This is a genomic window from Roseateles oligotrophus, from assembly GCF_025717515.1.
GTDB classification, from domain to species: Bacteria; Pseudomonadota; Gammaproteobacteria; order Burkholderiales; family Burkholderiaceae_C; genus Paucibacter_A; species Paucibacter_A oligotrophus.
In genome coordinates, this window is sequence record NZ_JAJIRN010000006.1 from 291,216 (window position 1) to 306,356 (window position 15,141).

Sequence of the window (15,141 nt, forward strand, 5' to 3'; positions counted from 1 at the left end):
AATGTGAAAAAGGGGCCGAGGCCCCATCGAGTCGTCCGCCGGGCCGCTCCCAAGGACGGCCGCTGAAGGCTGATGTGGGGCAAGCCCCCGCATCAGCCTTCGTCCCCTCGGGGGACCGACCAGGTATGCCCTGGGCGAGGGGCCTACTCGCTTCTGTAATTCGGCGACTCTTTGGTGATCTGCACATCGTGGACATGGCTTTCGCGCATGCCCGCCGAGGTGATCTCGACAAACTCGCCCTTGTTCTGCATGTCCTCGATGGTGGCGCAGCCGCAGTAATGCATCGACGCCTTCAGGCCACCGGCCATCTGGAAGATCACCTGCACCACCGAACCCTTGTAAGGCACTTGGCCTTCGATGCCCTCGGGCACCAGCTTGGAGGTGTTGGGGTTGTTGGCCGAAGTGTCCTGGAAGTAGCGGTCGGCCGAACCCTTAGCCATCGCACCCATCGAACCCATGCCGCGGTAGCTCTTGTAGCTGCGGCCCTGATACAGGATCAGGTCGCCGGGCGCCTCTTCGGTGCCGGCAAAAGCGCCGCCCATCATCACGCAATCGGCGCCGGCCGCAATCGCCTTGGCCAGATCGCCCGAGAAGCGCACGCCGCCGTCGGCAATCACCGGCACGCCGGTGCCGCGCAAGGCGGTCGCGACATTGTCGATCGCGGTGATCTGAGGCACGCCAACACCGGCCACGATGCGGGTGGTGCAGATCGAGCCAGGGCCGATACCGACCTTGACGCCATCGGCGCCCGCCTCCACCAGCGCCAGGGCGGCCGCGGCGGTCGCGATATTGCCGCCGATCACGTCGACGCCAGGGAACTTGTCCTTGACCCAACGCACGCGCTCCAGCACGCCAGCACTGTGGCCATGGGCGGTATCAACGATCAAGGCATCGACGCCGGCCTTGACCAGCATGGTCACGCGCTCTTCGGTGTCGTCACCAAAGCCGACCGCAGCACCGACGCGCAGCTTGCCGTGCGAATCACGGGCGGCGAGCGGGAAGCTGGTTTGCTTGGTGATGTCTTTGACCGTCATCAGGCCGCGCAACTCGAAGTTAGCGTTGATGACGACCACGCGCTCCAGCTTGTGCTTGTGCATCAAGGCCTTGGCCTCTTCCAACGAAGCGCCTTCCTTGACGGTGATCAGCTTTTCGGCCGGCGTCATCATCTGGCTGACGGCCAGATCCATGCGGGTCTCGAAACGCACATCGCGGCCGGTGACGATGCCAACGACTTTTTTGCCGTCCAGCACAGGAAAACCCGACACGCCGTGCAGGCGCTGCAACTCAATCACTTCACGCACCGTGGTGGTAGGTGTGATGGTGAAGGGCTCGAGCACGATGCCCGACTCGTAGCGCTTGACCCGAGCAACCTCGATCGCTTGCTGCGCAGCCGTCAGGTTTTTGTGGACGATACCAATACCGCCCTCTTGCGCGATGGCGATGGCCAGGCGCGCTTCGGTCACCGTGTCCATGGCGGCAGACACCAGGGGCAGGTTGAGGCGGATATTGCGGGACAGCCGGGTGGCTAAACTGGTGTCGCGAGGCAACACTTGCGAGAACGCTGGCACCAACAGGACATCATCGAAGGTGAGCGCTTTGCCGAGTAGGCGCATAGGGGAAGCTCCAGACGCAAAGCGGCATTATACGGAGGCGCGCAAGGCCTCAAACTTTTGGTGGTCAAGGCTACACTCGAAATATGCCAAATCTACTCGCCACTCTTGACCTCAAACGCATTGGCCTGCTGGGCCTGCTTGCTCTTTGCATTGCAATGCCAGTACAGGCGCAGTGGAAATGGCGCGACGGTGCGGGCAAACTTCAGTTCAGTGACCTGCCGCCACCCCAAGGTACGCCCGAGAAGGACATTCTGCAAAGGCCCAAAAGCCAGCAGCCTCCGCGCATCGTTGTCGGGCCTTATGGTGCCAGCGCAGCAAGCGTAGCGGCCACCGCTGCCAGCGGGCCAAGCAAGGCCGAGCTAGAGCGCCAGGCACGCGAGAAGCAGCAAGACAAGGATGTGCAGGCGCGGCAAAAAGAGAACGAAGCCAAACTGGCCGAGCAGCGGCGCGACAACTGCGTGCGAGCCAAAGAAAATATGAAGCTGCTGCAAGACGGCGTGCGCCTGACCCGCAATAACGACAAGGGCGAACCCATCGTCATCGATGATCGCCAGCGTGCCGAAGAGATGCAGCGCACCCGCAGCATCATTGACAGCGAGTGCCGCTAAAGGCCTATTTTTCCACCCAGCGGCCGATGCCTAGAGGCCACGCGCGCGCTGCCCTTGCGAAAACGTAGGCGGCGCGATTCTTTCGGATCAACCGTCAAGGGGCGATAAACCTCGATGCGGTCGCGCTCGCGCAGCGGCGTGCACAGGGGTTGCAGCCGCCCCCAAACACCAATCTTCAAGACACCCAGGCGAGGCAGTTGATCGGCAAAGTCCGGACAAGCGCGCAGCGCCTGCTCGATCGAGGCGCCGGCGGCAACTGTCAACAGCCGTTGCCTGACGTCGCCGGCCTGCGGGCTCCAGACCAGCTCAACCTGGATATCAAGCCCCGGCGCTTCAGCGAGGCCCATAGACCGCCTCGGCACGCTGAACGAAGCGATCGACAAAGGTATTGGCGACGCGGTCAAACACGGGGCTGACCACCGCCTCCAGCGCCACGCTAGAGAAGGCGTAGCGCAGATCGAACTCGATCTTGCAGGCAACCTCGCCTTCCGCATTACCACCCGGCTTGACCAAGGGCAGAAAACGCCAGTCGCCGTCCAACAAGGAAAAAGGGCCGTCGACCAGACGCATGCTGACGCGCCGGTCGACTTCATGGCTGTTGCGAGTGGTGAAAGCGTGGCGCACGCCGGCATAGGCCAGCGACAGGCGCGCGGTCACGCCCTCGTCTTCTTGCTCGAGCAATTCGGCGCGCTCGCACCAGGGCAAGAACTCGGGATAGCGCTCGATACCCACGACCAAGTCATACATCTCGCGCGGCGAGTACCAGAGCAGAACAGATTTTTTTACATGCTTCATACAATGGGCGAATTGTATTGGCGCGGCCGGCTCAATTCAGCGCCGCCCAAGCCACCCGAAAATAAGAGTTCCATGTCCACTGCCTCCAACTCGTCATTCCGCCCCCCGGCCAAAGCCAAGCCGGCCGTTTCGGCCGCCCCTATCGCCGAAAACCGCCGCGCCCGCTATGACTACTTCATCGAAGAACGGCATGAGGCCGGCATCGTGTTGGAAGGCTGGGAGGTCAAGTCCATCCGTGCCGGCCAGGTCCAACTGACCGATGGCTACGTGATGATCAAGGGCGGCGAGATGTATTTGATCGGCTGCCGCATCAACCCGCTGCGCAACGCCTCGACCCATATCAGCCCGCTGGCCGACCGCATCAAGAAGCTCTTGCTCAAAGGCGAAGACATCCGCCGTCTGATTGGCAAGATCGAGCAAAAAGGCTTCACCCTGGTGCCGTTGAACCTGCACTTCAAGGGCAGCTACGTCAAGGTCGAGATTGGCCTGGCCAAGGGCAAGGCCGAGCATGACAAGCGCAACACCGAGAAAAAACGCGACTGGGAGAAAGAAAAGGGGCAATTGATGCGGCACGCATCAAAGTCGAAGACCTAAGCTGCGAAGCAGATTGGCTGCCACTTTCGCTAAAAGGGGCAGTTGATGCGGCACGCTGCCAAAGCCCCTTCCCGAGACTAAAGCAGCGCCAGCGCCCGCGCCAGATCGGCACGCAAATCGGCCTCGGCCTCCAGGCCGATGGCGAAGCGCACAACCACACCCTCGGCAAATGTGCGGCTCAAATTTCGGCTGCGACTCAAGTCGTAGGGCACAGCCAAACTCATTGGCCCGGCCCATGAGTAGCCGATGCCGAACAGTTCCAACGCATCGACAAATGCATCCACCTGGCGCGCGCCGTACTCTGGCTTGAACACCGCAGAGAACAAGCAAGCCGCGCCGGCCATGCTGGTCTGCAACCAATACTGATGGCCAGGCGAGTCAGGCAAGGCCGGGTGCAAAACCTGCGCCACTTGCGGCTGAGCCTGCATCCAGGCAGCCAGCGCGCGCGTCGTCGCGTCTTGCGCGCGGTAACGCAATTCCAGCGTAGGCAGGCCGCGCAAAACCATTTCCACATCGTTTTGACCCAGGCCATAACCGAGATGTTCGTGCGCATAGTTGAGCCGCTCGTGTAGGGCAAAATCGCGTGTGCAGACCGAACCCATCAACACATCGGCGCCACCGGACGGGTACTTGGTCAGCGCCTGCATGGAGATATCGACTCCGACGCCTGGCGCAATCTCAAACGGATTGAAGGCGACGCCCGAGCCCCAGGTGTTGTCGAGTGCGGTGATCACGCCGCCATGGGCTTTGCAAGCCGCCAGCAGACCGAGCAAGTCGGGAAACTCCAGCGTGATCGAGCCGGCCGCCTCCAACCACACCAACTTGGTCTTTGGCGTCAACAGCGCCTTGAACCCTTCGGCATCAAGCGGGTCATAGAATTTGTACGTAACGCCGAACTGCGGCAAAAACGATTCGCTCAGATAGCGGTTTTGCCCGTAGACGTTATCGGGCACCAGCACCTCGTCACCGGGCCGCAGCAACCCCAAGCTGACCAGCGTCACCGCAGCCAAACCACTGGGCACCAGCAAGCAATGCTTGGCGCCCTCCAGGCTGGCGATGCGTGCGCCAAGCGTGTAGCTGGTCGGCGTGCCGTGCAGGCCGTAGCGGTAGCTGAGCCCATCGCGGGGCCGGTATTGGTGCAGGTCGGCGGTATTCTTGAACAGCACCGTGGACGCCTTGAAGACGCCGGGCGGAAATGCGTCCCAGCCCTCGGGAGCGCGATAAGGATGATGAATTTGATCCGTCGAGATGGCGCGTTTGCTCAAGTGATTGCTCCGTCCAGAAATAAGAAAACGGGCCGCAGCCCGTTTGATACAAGAAACCGAATCAGACCGGGATGCCGATCAAATCATGCCCTTCGGTCGCAACGATCTTGGCCTTGGTGAACTCGCCCACCTTAAGGATCTTGCTGGCCTTTTGTGGCGCTGCCAAACGCACGGTGCCGTCGATCTCGGGCGCATCGGCATAGGTCCGACCGACGCCGCCCTTGCGACCCATCGCCGGCGCGGAGTCGACCAAGACCTGCATGGTCGAGCCGATACGCGAACGCAGTTTGTCTACCGACACGGCCTCGGCGATTTGCATGAAACGAGCCTGACGCTCTTCACGCAATTCCTGCGGCAGCGCGCCGGGCAGTTCGTTGGCCGTGGCGCCGGTGACCGGCGAATAGGCGAAACAACCGGCACGGTCAATGCGCGCCTCGCTCATGAAGTCCAGCAGGTACTGGAACTCGGCCTCGGTCTCACCGGGGAAGCCGGCGATAAAGGTCGAGCGGATGACGATGTCGGGGCAAATCTCGCGCCAGCGCAAGATGCGCTCCATATTCTTCTCGCCGCTGGCCGGGCGCTTCATGCGCTTGAGCACATCGGGATGGGCGTGCTGCAGCGGCACGTCGAGATAAGGCAGGATCAGCCCTTCGGCCATCAGCGGCAGCACCTCGTCCACATGCGGATAGGGGTAGACATAGTGCAGGCGCACCCAGGCGCCGTAAGTCTTGGCCATCTCGCCCATCTGCGCGACCAGGTCCAGCATGCGGGTCTTGACCGGCTTGCCGTCCCAGAAACCGGTGCGGTACTTGACATCGACCCCGTAGGCGCTGGTGTCCTGGCTGACCACCAGCAACTCCTTGACGCCCGACTCGAACAAGGCGCGCGCCTCGTTCAAGACATCGCCGATCGGCCGCGACACCAGGTCGCCGCGCATGCTGGGGATGATGCAGAAGGTGCAACGGTGGTTGCAGCCCTCGCTGATTTTCAGGTAGGCGTAGTGCTTGGGCGTCAGCTTGATACCGGCAATGCCGCGTGACTCGGGCACCAGGTCGAGAAAGGGGTCATGCGGCTTGGGCACATGCAGATGCACGGCGTCCATCACCTCTTGCGTCGCGTGCGGGCCGGTCACGGCCAAGACGCTGGGGTGCATCTCGCGCACCAAGCCACCCGCATCCGGGCTACTCGCGCCGGCTTTGGCGCCCAAACAACCGGTGACGATGACCTTGCCGTTTTCGGCCAGCGCCTCGCCAATCGTGTCCAGACTCTCCCGCACCGCATCATCAATGAAGCCGCAGGTGTTGACGATCACCAGGTCGGCGCCGGCAAAGGTCTTGGAGGTCTCGTAGCCTTCGGCGCGCAACTGCGTCAGGATCAGCTCGGAATCGGTCAAGGCCTTGGGGCAACCCAGGGATACGAAACCGATCTTGGGGGCCGGGCTGGCGGCTGCGGCCGCTGTGCCGCTTGTATTGATTGTGTTCATGGCGGGATTTTCGCTCATCCCGAGCAGGCCTCGCCAAAACCCCGCTATTGCCTACTTTTTCGGGAAGCCAGGCATGCCCGGAATGCCCGCCATGCCAGGAAACAAGCTCGACGCCTGCTGCATCTGTTCCTGCATCTTTTCCTGCATTTGCGAGATCAAGCTCTTCGACTGCTCGGCATAGCCTCCCATCAAGCCTTGCATCATCGGTGCCTGAGCGCCCAGAAACTGTGTCCACAACTCGGGGCTGAAGGCCAGGCCCTGGCTCTGTTCGGCGAACTTGGTTTGCAGGTCGCCAAAGCTCTGCACATTCTTCTCCAGATAGTCACCCATCACGCCCTGCATCGCATGGCCGTAAAAGCGAATGATCTGCTCCAGCGCCGCGGTGCTGAACATCGGCACACCGCCGGTCTCTTCTTCCAGAATGATCTGCAAGAGGATGCTGCGCGTCAGATCCTCGGCCGTTTTGGCATCACGCACCTCGAAGGCCTGGCCAGCAAAGACCATCTTTTTGACATCGGCCAGGGTGATGTAGCTACTGGTTTGAGTGTCATAGAGCCGCCGATTCGGATACTTCTTGAGCACACGAACGCCTGCAGGCTGATCGCCCTCCGTTTGTCCCGCCGCGCCTCCTGCGGCTTTTTTGCGGGCAGTGACCATGGAAAACTCCTCTTCGAATCGGTTGGCAACATAGCATCAGGCTATGCGTTTGGAACCCTCTGCCAAGCAGGGCTGTCGGTATTTCCAGTATTGTGCGAGTGCAGCAATATTCTAAAAGACACCCTTCCCATCAATCGGAGGGGATTACCCCCAAGCAAGCACGGATCATCCGCAAGAACGGGCGCGAAATCTATTCTGGAGCTCGGGGCTTTCCTGAGGCGATTGAGACGGCGCAACCACAAACGAAGTAGCAACTCTGCCTCGTGCACATGGTGCGCCACAGCTTGAACTTCGTGAAATGAATGCAGCCCAAGCAAGTGGCGGCCGATTTGCGATTGATTCACGCAACCGCCACCGAGGTCGAGCGCCGGCTCGCAGAATTCGCACCAAAATGGAATGGCCCCTTCGCCCCGATTGGACAATCCTGGCCGCACAGCAGGTCTCGCCTAATACGGTTCTTCGACTATCCGCCGGTCATCCGTAAACTGACTTAAACGAACAACGCGACTGAGTCAGTCAACATGAGTCGGCGCAAAATCACCAAGACCCGTTTGTTTCAGCCTGGCGCTGCCAAAAATCGACTCAGCCATTGAAAGAGCGGCCCCAACGGATTCACGCCCGACAAGCTAGCATTGCCGTCAAACTTCCGTCACATGAATTCCCGACAATGGTTCGATGCCCGGATCCTTTGTCGTCTTCGATTCCCTAGTGGAACAACTCATTGCCGCGATAGCCCCGCAATCTGCCCTCGATATCGGTTGCGGGGCGGGCAAGTATGGCCAACTGCTGAGCCGCCTCAAGCCCGACTGCAAGCGCAGCGCCATTGAGGCAGAAAGTAGTTATATCGAACGATTCGGCCTGCGCGAGCTCTATCACGAGCTGCATATCGGCACCGCGGCCGACTGGCAAAACCAGGCCCTCGACCGCCAATATGATTTGGCAATTCTGGGCAACTGCATCGAACATATGCCCAAGAGTGCAGGCCTGGATCTACTTAATTTTTTGGCCTATCGCAGCGCCTACACGATGGTCGTTTCGCCCGAGTTCGTGCTGCAAGGCATCGTCGACGGTGTCATCTCCGAGGCACATGTATCGGTCTGGAGCGAGCGGGATCTGGGCTGGCATGACCTCTGGGCCTGGGACAACTGCCGCTCGGTGTCGATCTTTCTCTTGCGCGGCTATTTGCCGTCGCCCGTGAGTTTGAAGCAACTGGTGGAGCAAATAAACGCCGCGACCATACCCATTCATGAATTCCACGACCGCGAGAGCCTTGTGCGTCCGGCGCGCCTGCGTCTGGTCAACCACTGGCGCGAAACCGTCTATCGGCCGGAGTGAGCAAAGCGCACGCAATGGCATCAGATCCCCAAGCCGAGGACAGCATCTTCATCAGCATCGCGTCGTTTTGCGACCCGCTCTTGGAGTTCACCATCCGCAGCGCCCTGACCCAGGCCCTCCGGCCCGAACGGGTGTTCATCGGCGTGGTCGATCAACAAAGTGCAGAGCTGCGCCTGCATATTCCTGATCCCTACGCGCAGCAGTTGCGCCTGGTGCACCTGCATCCACTCGAGGCCCGAGGTCCCTGCTGGGCACGTGCGATCGCGATGTCGCTCTACCAAGGCGAGCGCTGGTTTTTGCAGGTGGACTCGCACACTTGGTTTGAACCGGGCTGGGACGAGCGGCTGCTCCGCTGGGGACACGCCTGCCAGGCTATCAACCCACGCTGCCTGATCACCGCCTACCCCAACCCGTTCCAGATGCAGGACGGCCAACCGGTCGCGCAACTGGTCGCCAAGCAGGTGCTGGCCCATGTGGTCAAGACCGACTGTGCGTTCACGGCCGACAACCCGGTGCTGTATTTCGAGGCGGTGCCGGTGGCCACCGAGCAGCCGGTGCTGGGCCTGCACATCGCGGCGGGCTGCTTGTTTGCGCCGGGCGAACTGGTGAATGCCCTGCCCTACGACCCGTTTTTGTACTTCCACGGCGAAGAGCAAGCGTTCGCACTGCGCGCCTGGACACGTGGCTGGGACATTTTCCATGTGCCCGCCGTGCCGCTCTATCACCACTACGTGGGCCCAAACGGTTCGGGGCGGGCCATGCATTGGTCACCCGAGTTGGACCAACAGCGTCGCGTTCGCTCCGGCGTACTGAGCGACGCAGCCAACATCCGCTTGGCCAATCTCTTGTGGCACGGCCATGACTTAGGCCGCTATGGCTTAGGCGCCGAACGCAGCTTGGCCGACTACGCCGCGTTCAGCGGCATTGACTACAGCGCCCGCCGCATCGCGCCGCTGAGCTATAAGGCCCGCTTCGGGTACTGATGCAAGTTTCAGCGCGCTAGAAAAAATATTTCCAATCGGCCCAGCAAGCAATTGACAGCCGAGGAGACCCGGCCAAGATTCCATTCTGCTGTTCCCACAAATTCAGTCAAATTTTGAAGTGGGACTTCCGAGCAGCGCCAAGCAAAATGCCGCCAAAAATACCAGGCAGTGTTGACAGAATCGAATGCCAAGGCGAGAGATGAGGATTTAGACGGCCTTAGCAGGCTGCTTGAATACCAAGCGCTAAAAAACAGCCGCCCATTGCAAACGGAACGCTTGAATCAAAAGTTTCGTGATCCGGAATATTCGCGGTCCATTTCGACGTTTCGAGCTTGATTTGCAACCCGCTGAGGTCCGACTTCGTTCATAACGCCCCCTGTGGACGGATTTGCCCCAGGTTGCGCATGCGTGTGACGTATTGGTGGCTTCGTGCAAATGTGTTTGGCGAAATGGAATGGGTTTTGCAATTCAAAGGGTGTATAGCGCGACTTTGGGGAAGTCGACCTCGATACGACTGGCTTTGCCCAAGATATTGGTCAGCAAGCTCAAACCCACATGGATGATGATCTCGACAATGTCGGAATCGCTATAGCCCGCCTCGCGGGCTTCAATCAACTCTCCGGAGCTGATCTCGCCCTTGTGTTGAGACAAGCTGCGGGCCAGCCTTACAGCTACCGATGCCCTCGCGTCTTCGCTATCTCCAGCCCGGTTGGAGGCAATTTCGTCACCGGTCAAGCCCACCTTGCGGCCATTCGCTGTATGAACTGCCAAGCTGTATTCACAAGCGTTTTGCTGAGCCAAAGCGAGGGCAATACGCTCGCGAGTTTGCGGCGTCAAGGAGCCGCCACTCACCACACCGCGTAAGCCCAGAACGGACTGCAGGGCGACCGGCGAATTCGCCAGCACGCCAAAGAGGTTGGGCACCTTGCCGTGTTGAAGTCGGATGGACTCAAGCAGTGCTTGCTGCTCGGCATTGGCCTGGGTGTATTCGAGGATGGTGATGCGACTCATAGATCTGTGCTGTTCAACGGTTATTCAAAAATTGGCTGCGAACCTTGCAGCAAGTGCCTGAACTATCTTGGATCGCGACGAAACAGGGAATCACCATCGGCGTCAATTCACCAATGCTGTAGTCGGAACAATGTGGCCAAGCGTCGTCCGCTTGAGTTTTTCCCGCGACGGTTTTCTTGCGCAACAACTCACCCGTGAGCGTGCAACAGGGATGGTTCTGCATGAGAGGATGTGACGTCCCAGAATGGCATCGGCGCCGATCTGCCTGAGTTGCTGCTCCAGCGTCTGTGTCATGCCATCTGAAGGCGGGCGCGAAGCTTTGTTTGAACCGCGAGTTCACCCCTATTCAGAACAAACCGGGGATCTAAAAATTGCCTAACTCAAAGCTGGATCGTTGCGCAATCGCTCGATTGCCAAGTCCAAGAACGCGCGGGCTTTGGGTGACGCCATGCGCCCTTCACGATGCAGCAAATTCAAAGGAAGTGCTTCAGGCTCGAACTCGACCAAAACGGCCTTGAGCAGACCACTGCGAAGCTGATCAACCGCTTGATATGACATCAGCCGAGTCAAGCCTAGGCCTGCGGCCGCGGCAACAATCGCTGAGTCGTTTGTTGTGGTGGCCATGCGAGCATTCAGTTTGACGACTCTCATCTTGCCCGCCTCGCGCAAGCGCCACTCAAGCGAGGTGGATGCGCCACTCGCCGAAATGATGCTGTGCCCTGATAAGTCGTCGGGCGATGTTGGGACTCCATGACGCTCCAAATAAGTAGGTGAAGCGCAAATCAATCGTCTGATCTTGCCAACCTGGATGGCTTGCATCGACGAATCAGGCAATTCGCCAATGCGGACCGCAATGTCGACACCTTCGTCCATCAAATTGACGAGCCGATCCAAGAACATGCAGCTCACGCTGACGTCTTGGTAGCGCTGCAGGTATTCGCTGACGATGGCAGTTACAAACCGGCTGCCGAATAGGACCGGAGCAGTCAGAATCAATTTGCCTTTGGGATGCCCATGCATGCCGCCAATTGCCTCGTCGGCTTCGGCCAAAGTTAAAAGAATACGCCGACAGTCCTCCACATAACGCGCTCCTGCCTCGGTCACACGCACCACTCGGGTCGTTCGAATCAGCAAGCGCACGCCGAGTTGATTTTCCAACTCGGCGATGGCTCGGGTCACGGCCGGAGGCGAGATACCGAGTTTGCGTGCTGCGCCGGCAAATCCATTGGCGGCCACCACCGCCACAAAGACGGAAATCAAATAGAGTCTGTCGTTGCTCAAGCCCGATGCCTCAAAGATCAAGCACCAAGCGCTCAGTGCTGTTCCAGGAAACGCAGGTGCACATGCCCTGAGCTCGCTGTGCCGGTGTCAAACAGACGTCGCGATGTTCTGGGGCGCCTTCCAACACGCTGCTGTAGCAATTGCCGCACTCACCGCGCTTACAGTCAAACGCGACAAAGACATCGGCCTTGATCAGGGCATCAAGAATGGATACGCCCGGGCTAACCTCGATCGTCACGCCGGTTTGGGCAAGATGCACGCTGATCGCCTTGTCACCGGCATTCGCGCGCGCCCCGAAGCTTTCAAAATGCAGAGCCTTGAGCGGCCAGGCTTGTTGAGCGCCATGGTCTCTAAGGGCATTCAATAGCGGCACTGGGCCGCATGCATACATTGCATCATTTGCGCTGTATGCGCCCAGCAGTTCAGCCAAATTCGGCATCGCGTTGCCGCTTTCGGGCGAGTAGAGGTAAATGGTTGCGTGGCGAAGTGCTTGCAACTCCTCCAGCAAGGCCATGCGCTCGCGTGAGCGGGCCAGGTAATGGAGTTCAAACGGTTGTTTCAAATGCTCGAGTTGGTAAGCCATCGAGACCAGCGGCGTAATACCTATCCCGCCGCCTATCAGCAAGGTCCGTGCATTGCCCGCGCTGAAATTGAAACTATTGAATGGGCCGTCAATGTTGATGGTCTGGCCGACCTGGACTTGCTCGTGGATGTGCAGAGAGCCGCCGCGACCGTTCGCGTCGCGTAGTACTGCGATGCGGTATTCGGTGGCCGGGCCGGGCATTCCGATCATTGAATAGTGCCGAACAATCACCTCGCCATCGACCCCTGGCAGGTTCAGCTTCAGATGCGCGCCAGCTTGCCAGGGCTGCAAAGCAAGGCCCAAGGGGTGACGCAGCCGGAACTCCTTGACGTCGCTGCCGTGAGAAATCACTTCTGAAACAAGGTAGTCCATAAAGTCAGACCCTAGATGGCAACCGAGGGGTTGAACGGTGAAGCGTCAAGGTATTCCCACTCAAGGCTAAGAGGCAGTTCGCGCAAGCGCCATGCATCAATGTGGAAATCCCAGAAACGATGAGTGCCGCCGCTGAGGCCGGCTTCGTCCGCGATATCCCAATGCAAGACTGCCCGGCCATTGAGATGCAAAAGCTGATTGCCAGCGAAGTCTGGAATGACCAAACCGCATTGCGGATTCAGGTGCAAATTGCCTAGCGTGTTGAATAAGCTATTGCCCTGGTAATCGGGGATGCGCAGCGTATCGTTGTTGATAAAGGCGATGAAACCCGGCGCGCCTCCTCGATGGGATGCATCCAAATGGCCTTCTACATGGTTGGATGCGATGAACAGCGTGTCGGCCTGGCGAATCACGTCAGCCAGTGATGCAGTCAATGCTTGACCGGCCTTCTGCGCCGGGTGAGTGGCCAGTTCATGTTGGCTGCGCAAATGTCGGCGTTGAATGTATTTGGGGCAATTTGGGTAAGCCTCAGCGATAGCGACTTCGACCGCAGCTTCATCAATCGATGTCACAGTGCCATTCACCCGGTAGCGCCGGCGGGTACCCAGTTCAATAAAGAGAAGCCCAAGCCTTGAGTCAATATGCAGGTGCTCCCACACCGGGTCGCTCGGCTCGCGTTGATTGCTTGTCAATGCAATGCGAATGCTGGTGCCGTTGGGCGTGCTGAGAAAACCTGGTTTTCCGAATATCAAGGAGGCCCAGCTCTTTCCGGCTGCGTCGACGCAGGCTACGGCCACCATCGATTGCTTTTCAATAAAGGTTCTGGCACCCGGCAATACGGTGTCTGACATGACTGCGAAATTGCGGTCCGCGATCATTGCCTCTCCGGCGCGAGACTGCACGGCGCGTTCACCGGCATGAAATGCAAACTTGCTGCTCATGGCTTGTCCTTGGGCCGAACCACTTTCGCAATCGCGCGTGGTCCGGCGTGGGTACTTAGAAAGTAAAGACGGTGTAGCCTTCAGCTACCAATTTGCCTAGGCTTGGCAGGCCGGAAGTCCCAGGCACGCTGTTGTCGGTGATCAGGTCGAAGCCATTCTTGACGGCGTCCTCACGGGCACCGAAGACATCGGCACAGCCGCAAGACACACCTGCAATCGAGCCTTCTACCGCCTTGAACAAGGCATGTACCGGATGGTCGGCCTTGCCTACGACGCCGGGCCAGCGCGTTCCGGCACCCTGGAAGTAGATCGACGCTTCAATATTGCGCTGCTTGAAATCGTAGGCTGCTGCCAAGCCGTTGAACATCCGGCCCAGCGCGTCTTCGCCGCCGTTTGTTGGGTCAGACAAGATGATGATGGCTGCTTTCATTGGGATACCTTTTGGAGATCTGAGGGAGTTTTGTTGAACTAAAACGGCGAGCTGTTTTCTTACTTGCCGCTGGGCTTGAATGCTAGGCAAGCTTGTGCTCGGCACAAATAGCGCGGCGCGCAATTGGCTATTGCCAGGATGGGAATAATCGGTCGGCGCTCTTTCGCGAACCATTGCAGGACCGGGCTTTTTCAGAGGGCTTGCTTGAGCAATGGAGGGCACACCAACTTCAAGCGTTCAGAGCGCCAGCCGAGCACCAGTCGAGCGCCCGAAATGTTTCGACGACGGTCAACAAGATCATTCATCCGGACGATTTGGCCGAGACCAACGGCTACAAAAATTGGCTTGACGCGTTGGATCAACTGCCGGCCGCAATGTCCCCAAAATTGAGCCATGTTTGGGCAGAGCGAGCGGTGTTGCCTTGGCTTAGTTCTTGTCCCAAGAATCGGGGATTGTGTCGCCAGGAGAAATGGTGAATTGGCCCACGCACCATTTTTCTACGGCCGGCATTTGCCTAAAGTTCAAGCCATCGACACAGGCTGTCTTGTGCGGTTCATGCCCTTGCGTCGTCAAGTCGACGCTTCGCTCAAATGGAAAATCAAATGAAGAAAATTGTTGTTGTTACTTTGCTAGCTCTCGCGGGCTTCTACTCCACTACGGCAAGTTCAGCTGTGACGGCCGATGCTTTGCCAGCCGGTTCCAGCAAAACACGCCAACAAGTGCAAGCAGAGTTGGCGAAAGCCATAGCCGCCGGTGAGTTGCGCGAGATACACGGCGAAAGCCGCGCCAATATATTGCAAGCAGAACCAAGCACCGGCAGCTTGACTCGAGCTCAGGTATTGGCGGAGTTGAAGCGCGCTCGCGACAGCGGTGAGTTTGTTGAGCATTCCCGCAATTCAAGCAACTGGGCCAATGCACCGAGAAAGTACGAGGGCACGCCAGTCAGCCGTGAGCAGGTTCAAGCCGAGTTCCGGCGCGCCCGCGAGTCGGGGGAATTTCGGACCCTGAATCGGAATCAGGCATCCGGAATTTAGACCGACGCGCAAATGGCGCCTTAGGCACATTGTGGATATCAGCAGGCAGTAGAAATGGGCTGCGGAGCTCGCTCTTGCTTTGCACCACAAGCCCATTGAGGCTACTCAAGGCGTCAGAAGCAGAATTGCGCTGGAAATTGGGCCTGTCAGAAATTT

Annotated in this window: 16 protein-coding genes and 1 pseudogene; 6 read left to right on the forward strand and 11 right to left on the reverse strand. The window is 59.0% G+C overall.

The window, feature by feature from the left end; genetic code table 11:
* Positions 1 to 143: 143 nt before the first annotated feature.
* Positions 144 to 1,613 (reverse strand): IMP dehydrogenase, encoded by a 1,470-nt coding sequence (guaB, locus tag LNV07_RS14735; protein WP_263571916.1) that lies wholly within the window; start codon positions 1,611 to 1,613, stop codon positions 144 to 146.
* An 83-nt stretch (positions 1,614 to 1,696) separates the two neighbouring features.
* Here guaB and LNV07_RS14740 point away from each other — a divergent pair, with 83 nt between their 5' ends.
* Positions 1,697 to 2,221 carry a DUF4124 domain-containing protein gene (locus tag LNV07_RS14740; protein ID WP_263571917.1) on the forward strand — a complete coding sequence of 175 codons (525 nt, stop codon included), beginning with the start codon at positions 1,697 to 1,699 and terminating at the stop codon, positions 2,219 to 2,221.
* On the opposite strand, the gene LNV07_RS14745 is transcribed toward LNV07_RS14740, so the two are convergent.
* Complete coding sequence (locus tag LNV07_RS14745; RefSeq protein WP_263571918.1) at positions 2,218 to 2,568, reverse strand: RnfH family protein; 351 nt, start codon at positions 2,566 to 2,568, stop codon at positions 2,218 to 2,220. The two genes, LNV07_RS14740 and LNV07_RS14745, sit on opposite strands and share 4 nt — an antisense overlap.
* Positions 2,555 to 3,016, reverse strand: coding sequence for a type II toxin-antitoxin system RatA family toxin (locus LNV07_RS14750; protein WP_263571919.1), 462 nt, complete (start codon positions 3,014 to 3,016; stop codon positions 2,555 to 2,557). The genes LNV07_RS14745 and LNV07_RS14750 overlap by 14 nt, the downstream gene beginning before the upstream one ends.
* 72 nt (positions 3,017 to 3,088) lie before the next feature.
* On the opposite strand from LNV07_RS14750, the gene smpB reads away from it, so the two are divergent.
* Positions 3,089 to 3,610, forward strand: coding sequence for an SsrA-binding protein SmpB (gene smpB / locus LNV07_RS14755; RefSeq protein WP_263571920.1), 522 nt, complete (start codon positions 3,089 to 3,091; stop codon positions 3,608 to 3,610).
* Between the two features lie 77 nt (positions 3,611 to 3,687).
* On the opposite strand, the gene LNV07_RS14760 is transcribed toward smpB, so the two are convergent.
* From LNV07_RS14760 to phaR, 3 genes are all read right to left on the reverse strand, one after another.
* On the reverse strand, positions 3,688 to 4,875 hold the full coding sequence (locus LNV07_RS14760; protein ID WP_263571921.1) for a PLP-dependent transferase: 1,188 nt from the start codon (positions 4,873 to 4,875) through the stop codon (positions 3,688 to 3,690).
* Positions 4,876 to 4,936: 61 nt separating this feature from the next.
* Positions 4,937 to 6,358: a 30S ribosomal protein S12 methylthiotransferase RimO gene (rimO, locus tag LNV07_RS14765; RefSeq protein ID WP_263571922.1), complete on the reverse strand. Its 1,422-nt coding sequence runs from the start codon at positions 6,356 to 6,358 to the stop codon at positions 4,937 to 4,939.
* A gap of 51 nt (positions 6,359 to 6,409) precedes the next feature.
* A complete protein-coding gene (phaR, locus tag LNV07_RS14770) occupies positions 6,410 to 7,015 on the reverse strand; it encodes a polyhydroxyalkanoate synthesis repressor PhaR (RefSeq protein ID WP_263571923.1) in 606 nt (201 codons plus the stop codon).
* Between the two features lie 197 nt (positions 7,016 to 7,212).
* Here phaR and LNV07_RS14775 point away from each other — a divergent pair.
* The 3 genes and pseudogenes from LNV07_RS14775 to LNV07_RS14785 all read left to right on the forward strand — a co-directional run.
* A pseudogene (locus tag LNV07_RS14775) lies at positions 7,213 to 7,506 on the forward strand (transposase); the annotation flags it as partial.
* Between the two features lie 184 nt (positions 7,507 to 7,690).
* Positions 7,691 to 8,350: a methyltransferase domain-containing protein gene (locus LNV07_RS14780; protein ID WP_263571924.1), complete on the forward strand. Its 660-nt coding sequence runs from the start codon at positions 7,691 to 7,693 to the stop codon at positions 8,348 to 8,350.
* A gap of 14 nt (positions 8,351 to 8,364) precedes the next feature.
* Complete coding sequence (locus tag LNV07_RS14785; RefSeq protein ID WP_263571925.1) at positions 8,365 to 9,333, forward strand: UDP-N-acetylglucosamine-transferase; 969 nt, start codon at positions 8,365 to 8,367, stop codon at positions 9,331 to 9,333.
* A gap of 468 nt (positions 9,334 to 9,801) precedes the next feature.
* Here LNV07_RS14785 and LNV07_RS14790 read toward each other — a convergent pair whose 3' ends face one another.
* The 5 genes from LNV07_RS14790 to LNV07_RS14810 all read right to left on the reverse strand — a co-directional run bounded on the left by LNV07_RS14790 (position 9,802) and on the right by LNV07_RS14810 (position 14,173).
* Positions 9,802 to 10,344, reverse strand: a complete 543-nt coding sequence (locus LNV07_RS14790; protein ID WP_263571926.1) for a carboxymuconolactone decarboxylase family protein — start codon at positions 10,342 to 10,344, stop codon at positions 9,802 to 9,804.
* 375 nt (positions 10,345 to 10,719) lie between these two features.
* On the reverse strand, positions 10,720 to 11,589 hold the full coding sequence (locus tag LNV07_RS14795) for a LysR family transcriptional regulator (protein WP_397545570.1): 870 nt from the start codon (positions 11,587 to 11,589) through the stop codon (positions 10,720 to 10,722).
* 46 nt (positions 11,590 to 11,635) lie between these two features.
* A complete protein-coding gene (locus LNV07_RS14800; RefSeq protein WP_263571928.1) occupies positions 11,636 to 12,580 on the reverse strand; it encodes a PDR/VanB family oxidoreductase in 945 nt (314 codons plus the stop codon).
* 11 nt (positions 12,581 to 12,591) lie between these two features.
* Positions 12,592 to 13,521, reverse strand: coding sequence for a pyridoxamine 5'-phosphate oxidase family protein (locus tag LNV07_RS14805; RefSeq protein ID WP_263571929.1), 930 nt, complete (start codon positions 13,519 to 13,521; stop codon positions 12,592 to 12,594).
* A gap of 55 nt (positions 13,522 to 13,576) precedes the next feature.
* On the reverse strand, positions 13,577 to 14,173 hold the full coding sequence (locus tag LNV07_RS14810; RefSeq protein WP_263571930.1) for a DsrE family protein: 597 nt from the start codon (positions 14,171 to 14,173) through the stop codon (positions 13,577 to 13,579).
* Positions 14,174 to 14,553: 380 nt separating this feature from the next.
* On the opposite strand from LNV07_RS14810, the gene LNV07_RS14815 reads away from it, so the two are divergent.
* The gene (locus LNV07_RS14815) at positions 14,554 to 14,985 is read left to right on the forward strand and encodes a DUF4148 domain-containing protein (protein WP_263571931.1); all 432 of its coding nucleotides are present in this window, start codon (positions 14,554 to 14,556) and stop codon (positions 14,983 to 14,985) included.
* The last annotated feature ends 156 nt before the right edge of the window (positions 14,986 to 15,141 follow it).